We start from the raw sequence: 16638 nt of genomic DNA on the forward strand, positions 1-16638 counted from the left end.
GGCCCGCGCCGTCCCGGACGCGGCCGCCACGGGGGGGGGTCAGGCGCCGAAGTGGTCCCAGCCGCCGCCGCCCGCGCGGGGCCGCCCGTCGAGCAGCGCCCCCGGCACGGTCGTCGCGGTCACGACGCCGACGAGCGAGAAGCCCTCGGGCAGCACGGCGCCCGGCGGGAAGGTGGCGAGGAGACCGTGGTCCTCCCCGCCCGTGAGCACGAGCTCCCACGGGTCGAGCCCGAGGAGGTCGGCGGCCGGGGCGACCGCGTCGACGTGCGGCAGGAGCAGCTCCGACGACAGGTCGACGGCGACGACCGAGGCGCGCCCCACCCGGCCCGCGTCGCGCAGCAGGCCGTCGGAGACGTCGAGCATGGCGGTCGCGCCCGCCTCCGCCGCCGCGGGCCCGGCGGCCACGGGCGGCCGCGGGCGCCGGTGGGCCCGCACGAGGTCCGCCACGCCCTCGTCGGCGGCGGACTCGACGCCGCCCGACCCGCCCGCCCACGCCGCGGCGCCGCGCTGCAGGCGCCGCTCGAGGACGGCGAGCCCGGCGGCCGAGCGTCCCAGCGTGCCGGCGAGGGCCACGAGGTCGCCGGGCCGCGCGCCGTCGCGCCGCACCGGCGGCACGCCGCCGAGGTCGCCGAGCGCGGTGACGGCCACGACCACCTGGTCGCCGCCGGTGAGGTCGCCGCCCACGACGCCGCAGCCCTCGGCGCCGGGCAGGCGGGCGCAGGCCGCCGCGAGGCCACGCGCCAGCGACGTCGTCCAGCCGTCCGCCCAGGGCCGGGGCGGACGGGCGGGCACGACGAGCGAGACGACGAGCGCGGTCGGGACGGCTCCCATGGCGGCGACGTCGGCGAGGTTCTGCGCGGCGGCCCGCCAGCCCACGTCCTCCGGCGACGCGGTGCGGGGCCGGAAGTGCCGCTCGGCCACGAGGGCGTCGGTGGTCACGACGACGCGCCCGTCGGGCGTGCCGACGACGGCGGCGTCGTCGCCCGGGCCGAGCTCGGTGAGGTCGCCCGCCGGCAGCTCGGGCAGCAGGCCGGCCAGCAGCTGGTCCTCGCCGGCCGGGGCGGCGTCGCCCGGCTCGGGGTTCTCGGGGGAGGTCTCGTCGGGCACGTCGCTCCGGTCTGCGAAGGGGGCCCGGGGCGCGGGGCCGGCGGGACGGTGCCCGCGCGGGGGTCGCGGCACCCCGGCCGGGTGGTCGTCCGGCCGCGGTGCGGAGCACGGGCGCCGCCACGGTAGCGTCGCCCCCGCCCGCCCCGGCGGTCGCCGTCGCGGCGTCCGAGGCCGCAGCCGCACCAGGCCGCACCCGAGGGCGACGGCGGACCTCCCCACCCGGGCCCGGACCGCCGCGCCCGCCCGCGACGCCGACGACCGCCGACGGCGGGCCCCGACCGTCACGAGCAGACATCCGTCCCGCCGCGCGCGGGACGGTGCGAGGACGGCGCCGCGGCGCGGCGCCGCGAGGAGGTGCCCCGTGGAGCAGGCCTACGTGCTGGTCCAGACCCAGGTCGGCCGGTCGGCGGAGGTGTCCGCCGCCCTCGCCGCCATCAGCGGGGTCGTCCTCGCCGAGGACGTCACGGGCCCCTACGACGTCATCGCGCGCGTCGAGGCCGCCACCTCCGGCGAGCTCGGCCGGCTCGTCCAGCAGAAGGTGCAGCAGGTCGACGGCATCACCCGCACGGTGACGTGCGCCGTCGTGGCGTGACCTCTCTCCCCCGGCCGTCCGCCCGTCGGCGCCGTCCCTGCCGACCGGGCGCCGTCGTCGCCGCCCCCGTGGCGGCGCTGGCGGTCCTCGCGGTGGCGGGCTGCGGCTCCGCCGTCGACGTGCCGGCGGCCGAGGGAGCCGCCGACCCCGGCTGCGCGGAGGTCCTCGTGCTCCTGCGCGACGTCGACGAGCTCGCGGGCCTCCCCCGCGTGCCGACCACGGGGCAGTCGACCGCCGCGTGGGCGTCCGACGACCGCTCCACGCGCGTCGAGCTGCGGTGCGGCGTCGAGCTGCCCGCCCCGACGACGGACGCCTGCGTCACGGTCGACGGCGTCGACTGGGTGACGGCCGACGAGCAGGGCAGCCCGCCCTTCACGACCTACGGCCGGGCGCCCGCCACCCGGGTCGACGTCACGGGCGACGTGACGGCCGGCGACGTGCTGCCAGGCCTGGCCGGCGCCGTCGGGGCGCTCGAGGCGCAGCGCGCCTGCGTCTGACCCCGGACCGCCGGCACGGCGCGGGCGTCAGCGCAGCCCGGTCCGCCGCTCCAGCGCCAGCTCGAGCAGCCGGTCGACGAGCTGCGGGTAGCCCACGCCCGACGCCTCCCACAGCCGGGGGAACATCGACGACGGCGTGAAGCCGGGCATCGTGTTCACCTCGTTGACGAGGACCCGGCCGTCCGGCTCGACGAAGACGTCGACGCGCGCCAGCCCCTCGCACCCGAGGGCCTCGAAGGACCGCAGCGCCGTGGCGCGGACGGCCTCGGCCGTGGCGTCGTCGACGTCGGCGGGGCAGGTGAGCGCCACCGCGTGGGGGTCGAGGTACTTGGCCTCGAAGTCGTAGAAGGCGCGGCCGTCCGTGACGGCGACCTCCCCGACGACCGAGGCCTCGGGCGCCCCGCCGCCGGGCACCTCGAGGACGCCGCACTCGAGCTCGCGGCCCGGCGTCGCCACCTCGACGAGGACCTTCGGGTCGTGCTCGCGGGCGGCCTCGACGGCCGCCGCGAGCGCGGACCGCGCCGACGCCGCGTCGTCGGGCAGGACGACCCGGGAGACGCCCATGGACGACCCGGCGCGGCAGGGCTTGACGAAGACGACGGACGCGCCGGCGTCCGCGGCGGTCGCCAGGACGGCGTCGAGGCGCCCCGCCGGGTCCTCCCGCCAGGCGCGGTCGGTGAGGACCACCCACGGGCCCACCTCGACGCCCGCGGCCGCGAGGACGACCTTGGCGTAGTGCTTGTCCATGGCCAGCGCCGACGCCAGCACCCCCGAGCCGACGTAGCGGGTGTCGGAGAGCTCGAGCATCCCCTGCAGCGTGCCGTCCTCGCCGAAGGGGCCGTGGAGCAGCGGGAGGACGACGTCGACGGCGCCCAGCGCGCGCGGGACCTCGCCGTCGGCGAGCACCGTCAGCGACGGCTCGACGGGCGAGCGGGGCGCGAGGACGCCGGGGCCGTCGGCGGCGTCGACGGACGGCAGCGTCCCGTCGACGAGCGCGAGGCGCCCGGGGTCGTCGTCGACGAGGACCCAGCGCCCCTCGGGGGTGATGCCGACGGGGACGACGTCCCAGCGGTCGCGGTCGAGGGCGGTCAGCACGCCGGCCGCCGTCACGCAGCTGATGCCGTGCTCGCTGGAGCGGCCGCCGAAGACGACGGCCACGCGGCGGCGCGGGGGCCGCCCCCCCGACGTCGCGCCGTCCCCCACCCGCTCGACCCCGTCCGCCGTCGTCCCGCTCGTCACGGCGGGGACGCTACCGGCGCGGTCGGGGCCCTCCCGGGAGGCGCCCGCAGGCGCGGGGGCCCGGCGACGGGCAGGAGCTCGGCCGTCCGCCCCGGCGCGGGCGTGGACGCGCCGCCGGGCGGGTGCCCCGGCGACCTACGCTCGCCGCCATGGCCGACGCCCCGCTCCCGCCCGACACCTCGCCCGCGCAGGTCGCCCCGCACGGCCCGGCCGCCGGCCGCTCCTGGGCCCCGGCGACGGTCGTCGTCGCGGCGGGACGCCCTCCGCGGGAGCCGGACGCGCCGGTCAACCACCCCGTGCACCTGTCGTCGACCTTCGTCGGCCAGGGCCCGCCCCCGGCGGGCGCGCGGGGCTACGCCCGCTCGGGCAACGCGACGTGGGAGCCGCTCGAGGAGGTGCTCGCCGCCCTCGAGGGCGCGGGCGAGGACGGCGGCTGCCGCACCTTCGCCTCGGGGATGGCGGCGGTGTCCGCCGTCCTCGCGCTCGTCCCCCACGGGGGCCGCGTCGTGGCGCCGCGCTCGTCCTACAACACGACCGTCGAGGTGCTGGAGGCCTGGCACGCGGAGGGCCGTGCCGAGGTCACGTTCGTCGACGTGGCGGACACCGGTGCCGTCCGCGCCGCCCTGGGCGGGAGCGCCGCGCTGCTGTGGCTCGAGTCCCCCACGAACCCCCTCCTCGAGGTCGCCGACCTCGCCGCGTGCGCGGAGGCCGGCCGCGCCGCGGGCGCCCTCGTCGCCGTCGACGGCACCTTCGCGACGCCGCTCGTCCAGCAGCCCCTCGCGCTCGGTGCCGACCTCGTCGTCCACTCGGTGACGAAGCTGCTGGCGGGGCACTCCGACGTCCTGCTGGGCGCCGTCGTCACCCGGGACGCCGCGCTGCTGCAGCGCCTCTCGACGTACCGCCGGGTGCACGGGGCCATCCCCGGCCCCATGGAGGCCTGGCTGGCGCTGCGCGGCGTCCGCACGCTCGCCCTGCGCGTCGAGCGCGCGCAGGCGACGGCGGCCGCCCTCGCCGCCCGGCTCGACGCCTCGCCGGCGACCGGCCGGGTGCGGCACCCCTCGCTGCCCTCCGACCCCGGGCACGACCGCGCGCGGGCGCAGATGCGCGGCTTCGGCAGCGTGCTGTCGGTCGAGCCGCCCGCCGACGTGGCCGCCGACGACGCCGCGGCGACCGCCTGGGGCGACGCGGTCGTCGCCGCGGTCCGCCTGTGGACGCCGGCGACGAGCCTCGGGGGCGTCGAGTCCCTCGTCGAGCGTCGGCGCCGCCACGCCAACGAGCCCGCGACGACGCCGCCGGGCCTGCTGCGCCTGTCGGTGGGGCTCGAGGACGCGGACGACCTCCTCGAGGACCTCGAGCAGGCCCTGGCCGCGGCCGGCTCAGCCGGCGCCTGAGCCCTCCCGGGGCGCCGGGTCGACGACGCGCGCCCCGAGGTGCCGGGCCAGGACCTCGGCGAGGTCGGTCGCCTGCGCGGCGGAGAGCACGAGGCCCCGCAGCGGCGCGCGACGGTCGTCGAGGGCGTCGAGGACGGCGACGTCGGCCCCCGTGACGTCGAGCCCGTCCGGCGGGGCGAGGTCCGTCCCGCGCAGGACCAGCCGCTCCACGCGGCACCGGCGCAGCACGACGTGCGCGCCCTCGGCGTCCGTCAGGTCGAGCTCGCCGACGGTGCAGTCCTCGAGGAGCACGTCGTGCAGCCGGGCGCCGCGGGCGTCGACGTGGTGCAGGCGCGCCCCGCTCGCCCGGACCCGCTGCAGCGTCGCCCCGGCCAGGCCGAGGACGCCGAGGCGGCCTCCCTCGACGACGACCTCGCGCCACGAGGACCCGCCGGCGTCCAGGGCCCGCGCCGCGAGGTCGACGAGCCGCACCGACGACAGCCGGGCGCCGGGCAGGCGGGCGCCGTCGAGGCGGCACCCGGAGAGCTCGACCTCGAGCAGCCGCAGGTCGGGCAGGTCGGCCCCGGCGAGGTCGAGGCCCGTCAGGCGGACGGCGTCGAGGACCTCGCCCGCCCGCGGCGCCCGCGCCAGCTCCTCGAGCGCGGGCAGCACGACCTCGAGCCGCTCCTCGGCACGTCGTCGCACGGCTCCCCGCCCCTCGTCGGTCCCGGAGGGCTCAGCCTGCCTCGTGCTTGCGGTCGCGGGCCAGCAGCGCGCGCCCCGCCTCGCGGGCCGAGACCTCGCCGCGGACGACGGCGACGACCTGCTCGACGATGGGCATCTCGACGCCGACGCCGTGGGCGAGCGCGAGCACCTCCGGCGCGGAGCGGACCCCCTCGGCGGTCTGGCGGACGACGGCGGCCGCCGCCTCGACGTCCAGGCCGCGGCCGAGCTGGACGCCGGTCTGGTGGTTGCGCGACAGCGGCGAGGCGCACGTGGCGACGAGGTCGCCCATCCCCGCCAGCCCGGCGAGGGTCGCCGGCTCGGCGCCGAGCGCCACGGCCAGCCGTGACGTCTGCGCCAGGCCGCGCGTGATGATCGAGGCCTTGGCGTTGTCCCCGTAGCCGAGGCCCTCCGCCATGCCGACGGCGAGGCCGACGACGTTCTTGACGACCCCGCCCAGCTCGACGCCCAGCACGTCGTGGTGGGTGTAGGGCCGGAAGGCCGCGGTGGCGCACGCGTGGGCGACCTCCTCGGCGACCGCGTCGTCGGGGGCGGCCACGACGCTGGCGGTGGGCTGCCGCTCGGCGACCTCCCGCGCGAGGTTGGGTCCCGACAGCACGGCGACGCGCCCGGGCGCCGCTCGCGTCGCCGCGACGACGACCTGGGACATCCGCAGCCGTGTCCCCCGCTCGAGCCCCTTCGCGAGGCTGACGAGCGGGGCGCCGGCGGGCAGGTCGCCCGCGAGGTCGCCGAGCACCGAGCGCATCGACGACGACGGCAGCCCCAGGACGACGAGGTCGGCACCGGCCAGCGCCTCGCGGGGGTCGGTCGTCGCCGTGACGGCGGGCGGGAGCGGCAGGCCCGGCAGGTACACGGGGTTGCCCTGCCCGGCCGAGATGGCCGCGCAGAGCTCCGGCCGGCGCCCCCACATGACGACGTCGGCACCCGCGTCGGCGAGGACGAGCGCGAAGGCGGTGCCCCAGCTGCCCGTGCCCAGCACGGCGACGCGGCGGCTCACCGCCGCACCCCCCGGTCGTCCGCGCGGGGCGTCCGGCGCCCCGCGGCTGGCAGCATCGGCACGTGCCCCCGCACCGCACCCCCGGCCGGCCCGGCGACGACGCGCCCCGCCGCTGGCACGTCGTCCTGCCCGTCAAGGGCGGGGCGGACGCCAAGAGCCGCCTGGGCGGGGAGCCCGTCGCCCGCCGGGCGCTCGCGCTGGCGATGGCCGTCGACTGCCTCGAGGCCGTGACGCGCACGCCCGGCGTCGCCGGGACGCTCGTCGTCACCGACGACGACGCCGCGGCCCGTGCCGCCCGCGACCTCGGCGCACGGGTCGTCCGCCCGGGCCCCGTGCCACCGGGCCGTCGGGCCCTCGACGCCGCCGTCGCCGACGGCCTCTGCGCGGCAGCCGCTCTGGCCGCGGACGGGGAGGACGCCACCACGGGCGTCGCCGTGCTGCTCGCGGACCTGCCGGCCCTGCGGCCGGAGGACCTCGCCGTCGCGCTGCGTGCCGCCGCGGACGCCCTCGACGACGGCGCCGCGGCCGTGCTCGTGCCGGACGCCGCCGGGACGGGCACCTGCCTGCAGGCCGCCCGCCGGGCCGCCGACGTGCCGGTGGCCTACGGCACCGGGTCCGCGGCGCGCCACGAGCGCGCGGGCGCCCGCCGTCTCGCGCTCGACGTCCCCCGGCTGCGCCGCGACGTCGACGTCGCCGACGACCTCCGCGCGGCCCGGGTGCTCGGCGTGGGCCGCCGCACGGCGGCCGCGCTGGACGGCGCCGCGCACGACGTCGGCCTGCGCGGCCGGGCGTCCTGAGGGCCGCCCGGCGACGGCCGGGCGGCGACGGACGGGCAGGAGGGCGGCGGAGGGGGCCGCCACCTCAGGCGGGGACCGGCTGGGACCGGTCGGCGCGCGCGCCGGTGGACCAGTCGGCGTCGGCCCCGAGCGCCTCGAGCTTCTCGGCGAAGCGCTCGTAGCCGCGGTCGATGAGCTCGATGCCCCTCACCCGGGAGACCCCCGTGGCCGCCAGGGCCGCGACGAGGTAGCTGAAGCCGCCCCGCAGGTCGGGGACGACGATGTCGGCGCCGTGCAGCGGCGTCGGGCCCGAGATGGCCGCGGAGTGGCGGAAGTGCGCGCCGCCGAAGCGGCACGGCGTCGACCCGAGGCACTCGCGGTACACCTGGATGCGCGCGCCCATGCCGCCGAGGGCCTCGGTGAAGCCGAAGCGGTTCTCGTACACCGTCTCGTGGACGATCGACAGACCGTCGGCCTGCGTCAGCGCCACGACGAGGGGCTGCTGCCAGTCGGTCATGAAGCCGGGGTGGACGTCCGTCTCGAGCGCGATGGCGCGCAGCGGGCCGCCCGGGCTCCAGAAGCGGATGCCCTCGTCGGTGACCTCGAACTCGCCGCCGACCTTCCGGAAGACGTTGAGGAAGGTCATCATCTCGGGCTGCGTGGCGCCCTCGACGAAGACCTGGCCCCGGGTCGCGAGGGCGGCGCAGGCCCACGAGGCCGTCTCGATGCGGTCGGTCAGCGCGCGGTGGTCGTACCCGCGGAGACGCTCGACGCCCTCGACGCGGATGGTCCGGTCGGTGTCGACGCCGATGATGGCGCCCATCTTCTGCAGGACGGCGACGAGGTCGAGGATCTCCGGCTCGGTGGCCGCGCCGTGCAGCTCGGTGAAGCCCTCGGCGCGGACGGCGGTGAGCAGGACCTGCTCCGTCGCGCCGACGCTCGGGTAGGGCAGCTCGATCCGCGTGCCGCGCAGGCCGTCGGGCGCGCTGATGCGGATGCCGCCCTCGCGCTTGTCGACGACGGCGCCGAACTGCCGCAGGACGTCGAGGTGGTAGTTGATGGGCCGGTCGCCGATCCGGCAGCCGCCGAGGTCGGGGATGAAGGCCTCGCCGAGGCGGTGCACGAGCGGCCCGCAGAAGAGGATCGGGATGCGGCTGGCGCCGGCGTGCGCGTCGATGTCGGCCACGTGCGCCGACTCGACGTCGGTCGGGTCCATGACGACCACGCCGTCCGCGGGCCGCGAGACGTCGACCCCGTGCAGGCCCAGCAGGCCGGTCACGACCGAGACGTCGCGGATCTCCGGGACGTTGCGCAGCACGCTCGGGGTCTCCCCCAGCAGCGCCGCCACCATCGCCTTGGAGACGAAGTTCTTCGCCCCCCGGACGGCCACACGGCCGTCCACCGGTCGTCCGCCCTGCACGGTGAGCACGTCGCCCATGGGCACCGGGACCTCCTCGCCGCGGCGCCGGTCGGCACCGCTCCGGCGGACCATGATGCCCCCGCCGGGGCCGTGCCCCGGACCGCCGCGCGGGGCGCCGCCCGGGGCGCGGCCGACGGGACGGGCCCGCGGCCCGCCCCGTCGACGGCGCTGCTACTTCTTCTTGCCCTTGGCCTTCTTGCCGTCCTTGGCGTCCTTCGTCTCCTTGGCGGCCTTGGGCTTCTTGGCCGGCTCGGCGTCCTTCTTCTTGGCCTTCGACCCCTTCGCGGGCTTCTCGTCCTCCGCGGGCGGCGGGGCGTCCCCCACGGCCCCGACGGCCGCCGGCGCCGAGCCGGCCTCCTCCGTCCCGTCGGCCACGGCCGCGGTCGTCCGCGACGGGGCCGCCGGGCGGTCGGACAGCTCGACGCCGCCGCGCCGGGTCGTCGCCGCCCGGAGCGCGCCGCCGGCGGAGGGGTCCTGCTGCCCGGGCTCGGGCAGGGAGCCGGGCTCGGCCACGAAGGCGCGGAAGGCGGTGCCCGGCTTGAAGCGCGGGACGGAGGTGCCGGCGATCGGCACCGTCTCGCCGGTGCGGGGGTTGCGGCCGGTCCGCGGGGCGCGGTCCGCCCGCTCGAAGGTGCCGAAGCCGCTGATGGCGACCCGCTCGCCGCGCGCGACGGCGCGGACGACGGCGTCGAGCACCGACTCCATCGCGTCGCTCGCCGCGCGGCGGCTCCCCAGCCGCTGCTCGAGCAGGTCCACGAGCTCGCCCTTGTTCATCCTGGCCTCCGGTGGGCGCCGGGCGGGCCCGACCGTCGGGCTCGGGGCGTCTGCCGCGTGACCGTAGGGCCCAGCGCGCCTGCGCGCCAGACCTTCCCGGCGCGAGCACCCGGCCGCCGCCGTGAGAGCGGTGCCACGCGGTCACACGTCGTGCGCGCGCTCGCCCTGCGTGAGCGCGAGGACGCCGTCCGGCGGCACGTCGTGCGCCGGACGGCGTCCCGGGGCGGGCCGGTCAGCGCTCGGCGAGCGTCCGCGGCAGCCAGGGGTGCCGCTGCTCCTCGAAGGCGGAGACGGCGTCGACGTCGCGCAGCGTGAGGCCGACGTCGTCGAGCCCCTCGAGCAGGCGCCAGCGGGTGTAGTCGTCGATCTGCAGGGGCGCCACGAGGTCGTCGCAGAGGACGACGCGCTCCTCGAGGTCCACGGTCACCTCGGTGCCGGGGCGCGCCTCCAGCGCCTTCCACAGCAGCTCCACGTCCTCCTGGGCGAGCTGCCCGGCGACGAGGCCCTGCTTGCCGGCGTTCCCGCGGAAGATGTCGGCGAAGCGGGAGGACAGGACGGCGCGGAAGCCGTAGTCCTTGAGCGCCCAGACGGCGTGCTCGCGCGACGAGCCGGTCCCGAAGTCGGGGCCCGCCACGAGGACGCTGCCGCCGCCGTACGCCGGCTGGTTGAGGACGAAGGACGGGTCCTGCCGCCAGGCGGAGAACAGGCCGTCCTCGAAGCCCGTGCGGGTCACGCGCTTGAGGTAGACGGCGGGGATGATCTGGTCGGTGTCGACGTCGCTGCGGCGCAGCGGCACGCCCACGCCGGTGTGACGGGTGACGGGGTCCACGGTGGCCTCCTGGCCGGTGCTCTCGGGTCGGTGCGGGCGGGCGGCCGTCAGGCCGGCACGAGGGGCTGCGGGGCGTCCGCGCCGACGAGGTCGGCGGGCGAGGAGAGCGTCCCCCGCACGGCCGTCGCGGCGGCCACGACGGGCGAGACGAGGTGCGTGCGCGCCCCCTTGCCCTGCCGGCCCTCGAAGTTGCGGTTCGACGTCGACGCCGCCCGCTCCCCCGGCGCCAGCTGGTCGGGGTTCATGCCCAGGCACATCGAGCACCCCGCGAAGCGCCACTCGGCACCGAAGTCGGTGAAGACCTGCCCGAGCCCCTCGGCCTCGGCCTGCAGCCGCACCCGGGCCGAGCCCGGCACGACGAGGACGCGCACGCCCTCGGCCTTGCGGCGTCCGCGCAGCACCTCGGCCGCGGCACGCAGGTCCTCGATCCGGCCGTTGGTGCAGGAGCCGATGAAGACGGCGTCGACGGCGACGTCGCGCAGCGGCGTCCCCGGCTCGAGGTCCATGTACGCGAGAGCGCGCCGGGCGGCGGCCGCGGCGTCCGCGTCGGCCATGGCCTCGGGGTCGGGCACGGAGCCGGACAGCGGCAGGCCCTGACCGGGGTTGGTGCCCCACGTGACGAAGGGCTCGACGTCGGCCGCGTCGAGGACGACCTCGGCGTCGAACTCGGCGTCGTCGTCGGTGCGCAGCGTCCGCCAGTGGGCGACGGCGGCGTCCCAGTCCGCGCCCGTCGGAGCGTGGTCGCGGCCCTGCACGTAGGCGAAGGTCGTCTCGTCGGGCGCGATCATCCCGGCGCGGGCACCGGCCTCGATCGACATGTTGCAGATGGTCATCCGCGCCTCCATGGACAGCGCGCGGATGGCCTCGCCGCGGTACTCCAGGACGTGGCCCTGGCCGCCGCCCGTCCCGATCTTCGCGATGACCGCGAGGATGACGTCCTTGGCGGTGGAGCCCTCCGGCAGGACGCCGTCGACGGTGATGGCCATGGTGCGCGGCCGCTGCAGCGGCAGGGTCTGCGTGGCGAGGACGTGCTCGACCTCGCTCGTGCCGATGCCCATCGCCAGCGCCCCGAACGCGCCGTGCGTCGAGGTGTGGGAGTCGCCGCAGACGACCGTCATGCCCGGCTGGGTGAGCCCCAGCTGCGGGCCGACGACGTGGACGATGCCCTGCTCGGCGTCGCCCAGCGGGTGCAGCCGGACGCCGAACTCGGCGCAGTTGCGGCGCAGCGTCTCGATCTGCGTACGGCTCGTGAGGTCCGCGATGGGCCGGTCGATGGCCAGCGTCGGCGTGTTGTGGTCCTCGGTGGCGATGGTGAGGTCGCGCCGGCGCACGGTGCGGCCCTCGAGCCGGAGGCCCTCGAAGGCCTGCGGCGAGGTCACCTCGTGGAGGAGGTGGAGGTCGATGTAGAGGAGGTCCGGCTCGCCCTCGCCGCCGCGGCGCACCACGTGCTCGTCCCAGACCTTCTCGGCCAGCGTCCGGCCCATCTCGTCCTCCCGGTCTCCGCACCGCGTGGGTGCTCGCGTCACCGGGCCCGTGCGGGCCCGGCACCAGCGTCGAGCGGCGTCGCCGCGGGCTCGCCCCCGGGTCGGGGGCGGGCACTTGCCGTCTCACAGTGAGAGATGGCAATATCGACCTATGGACAAGTCTAGCGGAGTCGGCGTGCTCGACAAGGCCGCCGCCGTGCTCGCCGCGCTCGAGGCGGGCCCCGCCAGCCTCGCCCAGCTCGTGGCCGCCACGGGACTGGCACGACCCACGGCCCACCGCCTCGCGGTGGCGCTCGAGCACCACCGCCTCGTCGGCCGCGACATGCAGGGCCGCTTCGTCCTGGGCCCGCGCCTCCCGGAGCTCGCGACGGCGGCCGGCGAGGACCGCCTGCTGGCCGCCGCCGGGCCCGCGCTCCTGGCCCTGCGCGACCACACGGGCGAGAGCGCCTCCCTCTTCCGCCGCCAGGGCGACGCCCGCGTGTGCGTGGCCGCCGCCGAGCTCCCCATGGGCCTGCGCGACTCCGTGCCGGTCGGCGCGTCCCTGTCGATGCTCGCCGGCTCGGCCGCCCAGGTCCTCCTCGCCTGGGAGGAGCCCGACCGCCTGCACCGCGGCCTCCAGGGCGCCCGCTTCACGGCGACGGTGCTGTCCGGCGTCCGCCGCCGCGGGTGGGCCCAGAGCGTCGGCGAGCGCGAGCAGGGCGTCGCCTCGGTCTCGGCGCCCGTCCGCGGGCCGGCGGGGCGCGTCGTCGCCGCCGTGTCGATCTCCGGCCCCCTGCAGCGCCTGTCCCGCCAGCCCGGCCGTCTGCACGCGGCCGCGGTGGTCTCGACCGCCAACCGGCTCTCCGAGGCCCTCAAGCGCACCGACGCGTCCTGACGCCCCCCGCCGACGCCGCCCCGCCCCGCCGGCGGGGCGGCGTCGACACGTCGGGGCCGCACGTCGCGACCTGCGAGGGCACCCGTGGGACGACACGGCCGCACGTCGCGGTCCACGAGGGCTCGGCCGACGCGGCACGGCCACCCATCGCGGAGCAGAGGGGGGCGAGCGCCCCCGGACGCGAAGAAGGCCCGGTCCTCCGAGGAGGACCGGGCCTTCTGCTGTAGCCCCGACCGGATTCGAACCGGCGCTACCGCCTTGAGAGGGCGGCGTGCTAGGCCGCTACACAACGGGGCCGTGACACTGCGGTGGTGCTCGTGGTGCTGGTGGTGCGTGGCCCGCACGGGTGCGGACCGGGTCTAGCGCTGGGGTACCAGGACTCGAACCTAGACTAACTGGACCAGAACCAGTCGTGCTGCCAATTACACCATACCCCACCGGGGTACTTCGCCGGCCGCTGGCCTGCGCTGTTCCCGAGGAGGGACAGTACCCGCTGGCCGGGGCGGACCTCAAATCCCCGGGCGCCGGCCCGGTCGGAGGAACGGCACGGGCCCGACCCCGCGGCCGGTCAGGCGCCGTCCGGGGGCGTGAACTGGGTGAGCGTGACGTCGGCGCCCACCGGGTCGCGGACCTCCACGCTGCGGGTCCACCCGTCGTCGGCCGCCCGCAGCACCTCCCCGCCCAGCTCCTCCACCCGGGCCGCGGCGGCGTCCCGGTCCGCGACGCCGAAGGAGACCTCCCAGCGCGGCCGGTCCCCCGGCGGCACCGGCTGGACCGCGGCGACGACGTCGGCGAAGCCCTCCGGGGCGAAGGACTGCTCCTCGTGGATCCGGGGCTCGCTCGTGGCGGCGAGGTGGTCGCCGTAGCCGGGCAGCGTGATCCACGGCGGGCTGCCCGGCCACAGCTCCCGGACGCGCCACCCGAGCAGCGGCACGTAGAAGGCGAGCGCCGCCGCGACCGCGTCGTCGTCGCCGGCGCGCAGGTGGCTGAACCCCCACCCGCCGGGCACGTTGACGTGCTGGGCGCCGAGCCGCCGCCCGGCCTGCCAGAGGCGGAGGTCGAGGCCCTGCGGGTCCCGGCACAGGACGGCACGGCCGGCGGCGCCGCCGGGGCCCACGTCGGTCGGCCCGTGCAGGACCCGGCCGCCCGCGGCACGGACGGCGTCGGCCGCCGCGTCGGCGTCGTCGACGGCGACGTAGGTCGACCACGCGGGCGGCAGCGGCGGGGCGTCCGGGTCGGGCGTGCCGATCGCGGCGACGTCCAGGCCGCCGACGGTGGCGACGAGGTAGCTCCCGGGCACCCCGGGCGGGACGGCGTCGGCCAGCTCCCACCCGAGGAGACCGGCGTAGAAGTCGGCGGCGGCGCCGACGTCGTCGACCTCGAGGTCGACCCAGCAGGGCACGCCCTGCGGGTAGGTCCTCGGCACCGGCGTGCCCGGTCCGTCCGTCGTCCCCTGCGTGCTCAACGCGGCCCCCTGTCGTCGTCGACGTGGCGGCAGCAGTGGAGCACCGTCGGGCGCCCGCGGTCCAGACCCCCGGGGCACCCGCACGGGTGCCCCGGGGACGGCGTCAGGACAGGCGCTGCCGCAGCGCGGCGAGGCGGTGCAGCGTGCTCGCCCGGCCCAGCAGCTCCATCGACTCGAAGAGCGGCGGCGAGACCCGCCGCCCCGTCACCGCGACCCGCAGCGGGCCGAAGGCGAACTTGGGCTTCACGCCGAGGCCGTCGACGACGGCGGCGCGCAGCGTGGCCTCGAGGGCCGCGGCGTCCCACGTGCCGAGGTCGACGAGGGCCGCCGCCGAGACGTCGAGCACCTCGGCCGCCTCGGGCCGCAGGGAGGCGACGGCGTCGTCCTCGACGACGAGGGCGTCGTCGCCGACGAGGAGGAAGCCGAGCATGCCCGGCCCCTCGGAGAGCACGGCCATCCGCGTCTGGACGAGCGGCACGGCCGCCGCGAGCACCCGGCGCTGATCCCCGGTCGGCTCGCCCTCGAGGACGCCGCCGGCGCGCAGGTAGGGCAGCAGCCGCTCGAGGAGCACCTCGGGCGGCAGCATCCGCACGTGGTCGCCGTTGATGGCCTCGGCCTTCTTCTGGTCCCACCGGGCCGGGTTGGCGCCGATGTCCCGGACGTCGAAGGCCGCCACCATCTCCTCGCGCGTGAAGACGTCGCGGTCGGCCGCGATCGACCAGCCGAGGAGGGCCAGGTAGTTGACCATCCCCTCCGGCAGGAGCCCGCGCTCGCGGTGGAGGAAGAGGTCGGACTCGGGGTCGCGCTTGGAGAGCTTGCGGTTGCCCTCCCCCAGCACGAGCGGGAGGTGGCCGAACTGCGGGACCCGCTGCGAGTAGCCCATCTCCACGAGCGCGCGGTGCAGGACGACCTGCCGCGGGGTCGAGGACAGGAGGTCCTCGCCGCGCAGCACGTGCGTGATGCCCATGACGGCGTCGTCGAAGGGGTTGACCAGCGTGTACAGGGGCTGGCCGTTCGCGCGGACGACGACGAAGTCGGGCACCGAGCCGGCCGGGAAGACGACCTGGCCGCGCACGAGGTCGTCGACGACGACGTCCTCGTCGGGCATCCGCACCCGCAGCACGGGCTCGCGGCCCTGGTCGCGGAAGGCCTGGACCTGCGCGGGCGTGAGGTCGCGGTCGAAGCCGTCGTAGCCGAGCTGGGGGTCGCGCCCGGCGGCGCGGTGCCGCTCGGTGACCTCCTCCGGCGTGGACCACGACTCGTAGGCGTAGCCCTCCGCGAGGAGGCGGCGCGCGACCTCGTCGTAGAGCGGGCGCCGCTCGCTCTGGCGGTACGGCGCGTGGGGGCCCCCGACGCCCGGGCCCTCGTCGTGGTCGAGGCCCAGCCAGGACAGGGCGTCGACGAGCGCGTCCATCGACTCCTGGCTGTCGCGGGCGGCGTCGGTGTCCTCCACGCGGAAGACGAAGGTGCCGCCCGTGTGACGGGCGTACGCCCAGTTGAAGAGGGCCGCGCGCATGACGCCGACGTGCGGCGTCCCCGTGGGCGAGGGGCAGAAGCGGACGCGGACGTCCGCCCCGGTCGCCTCGGCCAGGCCGGTGGCCGTGGCCGTGCGGGTCGTGCCCGCCGGCGTCGTCGCGGTCGGACCGGTCACGTCGCTCATCGCTGCACCACCGGGTTGGAGAGGACGCCGATGCCCTCGATGTCGACCTCGACGCGCTGGCCCGCGGTGACGGGACCGACGCCGGCGGGCGTGCCGGTGAGGATGACGTCCCCCGGCAGCAGCGTGAAGGCGGCCGAGACGGCGGCCACGAGGTCGGGGACGTCGAAGACCATGTCGGAGGTCCGGCCGTCCTGGACGGTCCGCCCGTCGAGGCGCGTCCGCAGGGCGAGGTCGTCGACGTCGAGCTCGGTGGTGATCCACGGCCCGAGCGGGCAGGAGGAGTCGAAGCCCTTGGCGCGGGCCCACTGGCCGTCGCCCTTCTGCGCGTCCCGGGCGGTGACGTCGTTGGCGCACGTGTAGCCGTAGACGACCTCGGCGGCGCGCTCGCGCGGCACGTCCTTGCAGATCCGGCCGATGACGACGGCGAGCTCGCCCTCGTAGTGGACGTCCTCGGAGAAGTCCGGCAGCACCACCGGGTCGTCGGGGCCGACGACGGCGGTGTTCGGCACGAGGAACATGAGCGGCTTCGTCGGGACGTCGTTGCCCATCTCCGCCGCGTGGTCGCGGTAGTTGCGGCCGATGCCGACGACCTTGCTGCGGGGGATGACGGGTGCGAGCAGGCGGACCTCGTCGAGGCCGACGACGGCGCCGGTCGGGCGCAGCGGCGCGTAGAGGGGGTCGCCCGCGACCACGTGCAGGCGCTCCTCCCCCGGCCCGCCCTCCACGAGGCCGTAGCTGATGTCGTCGTCCCTCGTGAATCTCGCGATACGCACGTCCGCGAGGGTAGCCACGGGCGCCGCTACGGTCGCC

The 16638-nt window shown here is 77.7% G+C and carries 16 protein-coding genes and 2 tRNA genes; 5 read left to right on the forward strand and 13 right to left on the reverse strand.

Going from position 1 to position 16638, the window contains the following annotated elements:
• Window positions 1–39 precede the first annotated feature (39 nt).
• Window positions 40–1107 carry a thiamine-phosphate kinase gene (locus EDC03_RS06880; RefSeq protein WP_123379701.1) on the reverse strand — a complete coding sequence of 356 codons (1068 nt, stop codon included), beginning with the start codon at window positions 1105–1107 and terminating at the stop codon, window positions 40–42.
• Window positions 1108–1468: 361 nt separating this feature from the next.
• On the opposite strand from EDC03_RS06880, the gene EDC03_RS06885 reads away from it, so the two are divergent.
• On the forward strand, window positions 1469–1699 hold the full coding sequence (locus EDC03_RS06885; RefSeq protein WP_123379478.1) for an Lrp/AsnC ligand binding domain-containing protein: 231 nt from the start codon (window positions 1469–1471) through the stop codon (window positions 1697–1699).
• Entirely contained in the window at window positions 1696–2196 is a 501-nt protein-coding gene (locus tag EDC03_RS06890) for a DUF3515 family protein (RefSeq protein WP_158674227.1), read from the forward strand. The genes EDC03_RS06885 and EDC03_RS06890 overlap by 4 nt, the downstream gene beginning before the upstream one ends.
• Before the next feature lie 27 nt (window positions 2197–2223).
• Here EDC03_RS06890 and EDC03_RS06895 read toward each other — a convergent pair whose 3' ends face one another.
• Window positions 2224–3435 (reverse strand): D-alanine--D-alanine ligase family protein, encoded by a 1212-nt coding sequence (locus EDC03_RS06895; RefSeq protein WP_241967074.1) that lies wholly within the window; start codon window positions 3433–3435, stop codon window positions 2224–2226.
• 149 nt (window positions 3436–3584) lie between these two features.
• Here EDC03_RS06895 and EDC03_RS06900 point away from each other — a divergent pair, with 149 nt between their 5' ends.
• Complete coding sequence (locus tag EDC03_RS06900) at window positions 3585–4826, forward strand: trans-sulfuration enzyme family protein (RefSeq protein WP_123379480.1); 1242 nt, start codon at window positions 3585–3587, stop codon at window positions 4824–4826.
• On the opposite strand, the gene EDC03_RS06905 is transcribed toward EDC03_RS06900, so the two are convergent.
• Window positions 4812–5510 carry a pentapeptide repeat-containing protein gene (locus tag EDC03_RS06905; protein WP_123379481.1) on the reverse strand — a complete coding sequence of 233 codons (699 nt, stop codon included), beginning with the start codon at window positions 5508–5510 and terminating at the stop codon, window positions 4812–4814. The genes EDC03_RS06900 and EDC03_RS06905 overlap by 15 nt on opposite strands.
• 31 nt (window positions 5511–5541) lie before the next feature.
• Window positions 5542–6546 carry an NAD(P)H-dependent glycerol-3-phosphate dehydrogenase gene (locus EDC03_RS06910; protein WP_123379482.1) on the reverse strand — a complete coding sequence of 335 codons (1005 nt, stop codon included), beginning with the start codon at window positions 6544–6546 and terminating at the stop codon, window positions 5542–5544.
• 62 nt (window positions 6547–6608) lie between these two features.
• Between EDC03_RS06910 and cofC the strand changes: the two genes are divergently transcribed.
• On the forward strand, window positions 6609–7343 hold the full coding sequence (cofC, locus tag EDC03_RS06915; RefSeq protein ID WP_123379483.1) for a 2-phospho-L-lactate guanylyltransferase: 735 nt from the start codon (window positions 6609–6611) through the stop codon (window positions 7341–7343).
• Between the two features lie 64 nt (window positions 7344–7407).
• Here cofC and murA read toward each other — a convergent pair whose 3' ends face one another.
• The 4 genes from murA to leuC all read right to left on the reverse strand — a co-directional run bounded on the left by murA (window position 7408) and on the right by leuC (window position 11829).
• A complete protein-coding gene (gene murA / locus EDC03_RS06920; RefSeq protein WP_123379703.1) occupies window positions 7408–8760 on the reverse strand; it encodes a UDP-N-acetylglucosamine 1-carboxyvinyltransferase in 1353 nt (450 codons plus the stop codon).
• A gap of 153 nt (window positions 8761–8913) precedes the next feature.
• Complete coding sequence (locus EDC03_RS06925) at window positions 8914–9516, reverse strand: HU family DNA-binding protein (protein ID WP_123379484.1); 603 nt, start codon at window positions 9514–9516, stop codon at window positions 8914–8916.
• 232 nt (window positions 9517–9748) lie between these two features.
• Window positions 9749–10345 carry a 3-isopropylmalate dehydratase small subunit gene (gene leuD, locus EDC03_RS06930; protein ID WP_123379485.1) on the reverse strand — a complete coding sequence of 199 codons (597 nt, stop codon included), beginning with the start codon at window positions 10343–10345 and terminating at the stop codon, window positions 9749–9751.
• A 47-nt stretch (window positions 10346–10392) separates the two neighbouring features.
• A complete protein-coding gene (gene leuC, locus EDC03_RS06935; RefSeq protein WP_123379486.1) occupies window positions 10393–11829 on the reverse strand; it encodes a 3-isopropylmalate dehydratase large subunit in 1437 nt (478 codons plus the stop codon).
• A gap of 151 nt (window positions 11830–11980) precedes the next feature.
• On the opposite strand from leuC, the gene EDC03_RS06940 reads away from it, so the two are divergent.
• On the forward strand, window positions 11981–12703 hold the full coding sequence (locus EDC03_RS06940) for an IclR family transcriptional regulator (protein ID WP_123379487.1): 723 nt from the start codon (window positions 11981–11983) through the stop codon (window positions 12701–12703).
• 224 nt (window positions 12704–12927) lie between these two features.
• On the opposite strand, the gene EDC03_RS06945 is transcribed toward EDC03_RS06940, so the two are convergent.
• The 5 genes from EDC03_RS06945 to EDC03_RS06965 all read right to left on the reverse strand — a co-directional run bounded on the left by EDC03_RS06945 (window position 12928) and on the right by EDC03_RS06965 (window position 16601).
• Window positions 12928–13000: transfer RNA gene (locus EDC03_RS06945), tRNA-Glu, on the reverse strand.
• Window positions 13001–13068: 68 nt separating this feature from the next.
• Window positions 13069–13140, reverse strand: a tRNA-Gln gene (locus tag EDC03_RS06950).
• Between the two features lie 131 nt (window positions 13141–13271).
• The gene (locus EDC03_RS06955; RefSeq protein WP_199720010.1) at window positions 13272–14168 is read right to left on the reverse strand and encodes a VOC family protein; all 897 of its coding nucleotides are present in this window, start codon (window positions 14166–14168) and stop codon (window positions 13272–13274) included.
• A gap of 103 nt (window positions 14169–14271) precedes the next feature.
• Entirely contained in the window at window positions 14272–15828 is a 1557-nt protein-coding gene (gltX, locus tag EDC03_RS06960) for a glutamate--tRNA ligase (protein ID WP_123379488.1), read from the reverse strand.
• Entirely contained in the window at window positions 15825–16601 is a 777-nt protein-coding gene (locus tag EDC03_RS06965) for a fumarylacetoacetate hydrolase family protein (protein WP_123379705.1), read from the reverse strand. The genes gltX and EDC03_RS06965 overlap by 4 nt, the downstream gene beginning before the upstream one ends.
• Between the last annotated feature and the right edge of the window lie 37 nt (window positions 16602–16638).

This window comes from Pseudokineococcus lusitanus, assembly GCF_003751265.1.
Classification (GTDB): domain Bacteria; phylum Actinomycetota; class Actinomycetes; order Actinomycetales; family Quadrisphaeraceae; genus Pseudokineococcus; species Pseudokineococcus lusitanus.

Excerpts from the sequence above, each read along its gene's own strand:
- EDC03_RS06900 (WP_123379480.1), top strand. The coding sequence starts at position 3,585 with ATGGCCGACGCCCCGCTCCCGCCCGACACCTCGCCCGCGCAGGTCGCC.
- murA (WP_123379703.1), bottom strand. The coding sequence starts at position 8,760 with ATGGGCGACGTGCTCACCGTGCAGGGCGGACGACCGGTGGACGGCCGT.
- EDC03_RS06925 (WP_123379484.1), bottom strand. The coding sequence starts at position 9,516 with ATGAACAAGGGCGAGCTCGTGGACCTGCTCGAGCAGCGGCTGGGGAGC.
- leuC (WP_123379486.1), bottom strand. The coding sequence starts at position 11,829 with ATGGGCCGGACGCTGGCCGAGAAGGTCTGGGACGAGCACGTGGTGCGC.
- EDC03_RS06940 (WP_123379487.1), top strand. The coding sequence starts at position 11,981 with ATGGACAAGTCTAGCGGAGTCGGCGTGCTCGACAAGGCCGCCGCCGTG.
- gltX (WP_123379488.1), bottom strand. The coding sequence starts at position 15,828 with ATGAGCGACGTGACCGGTCCGACCGCGACGACGCCGGCGGGCACGACC.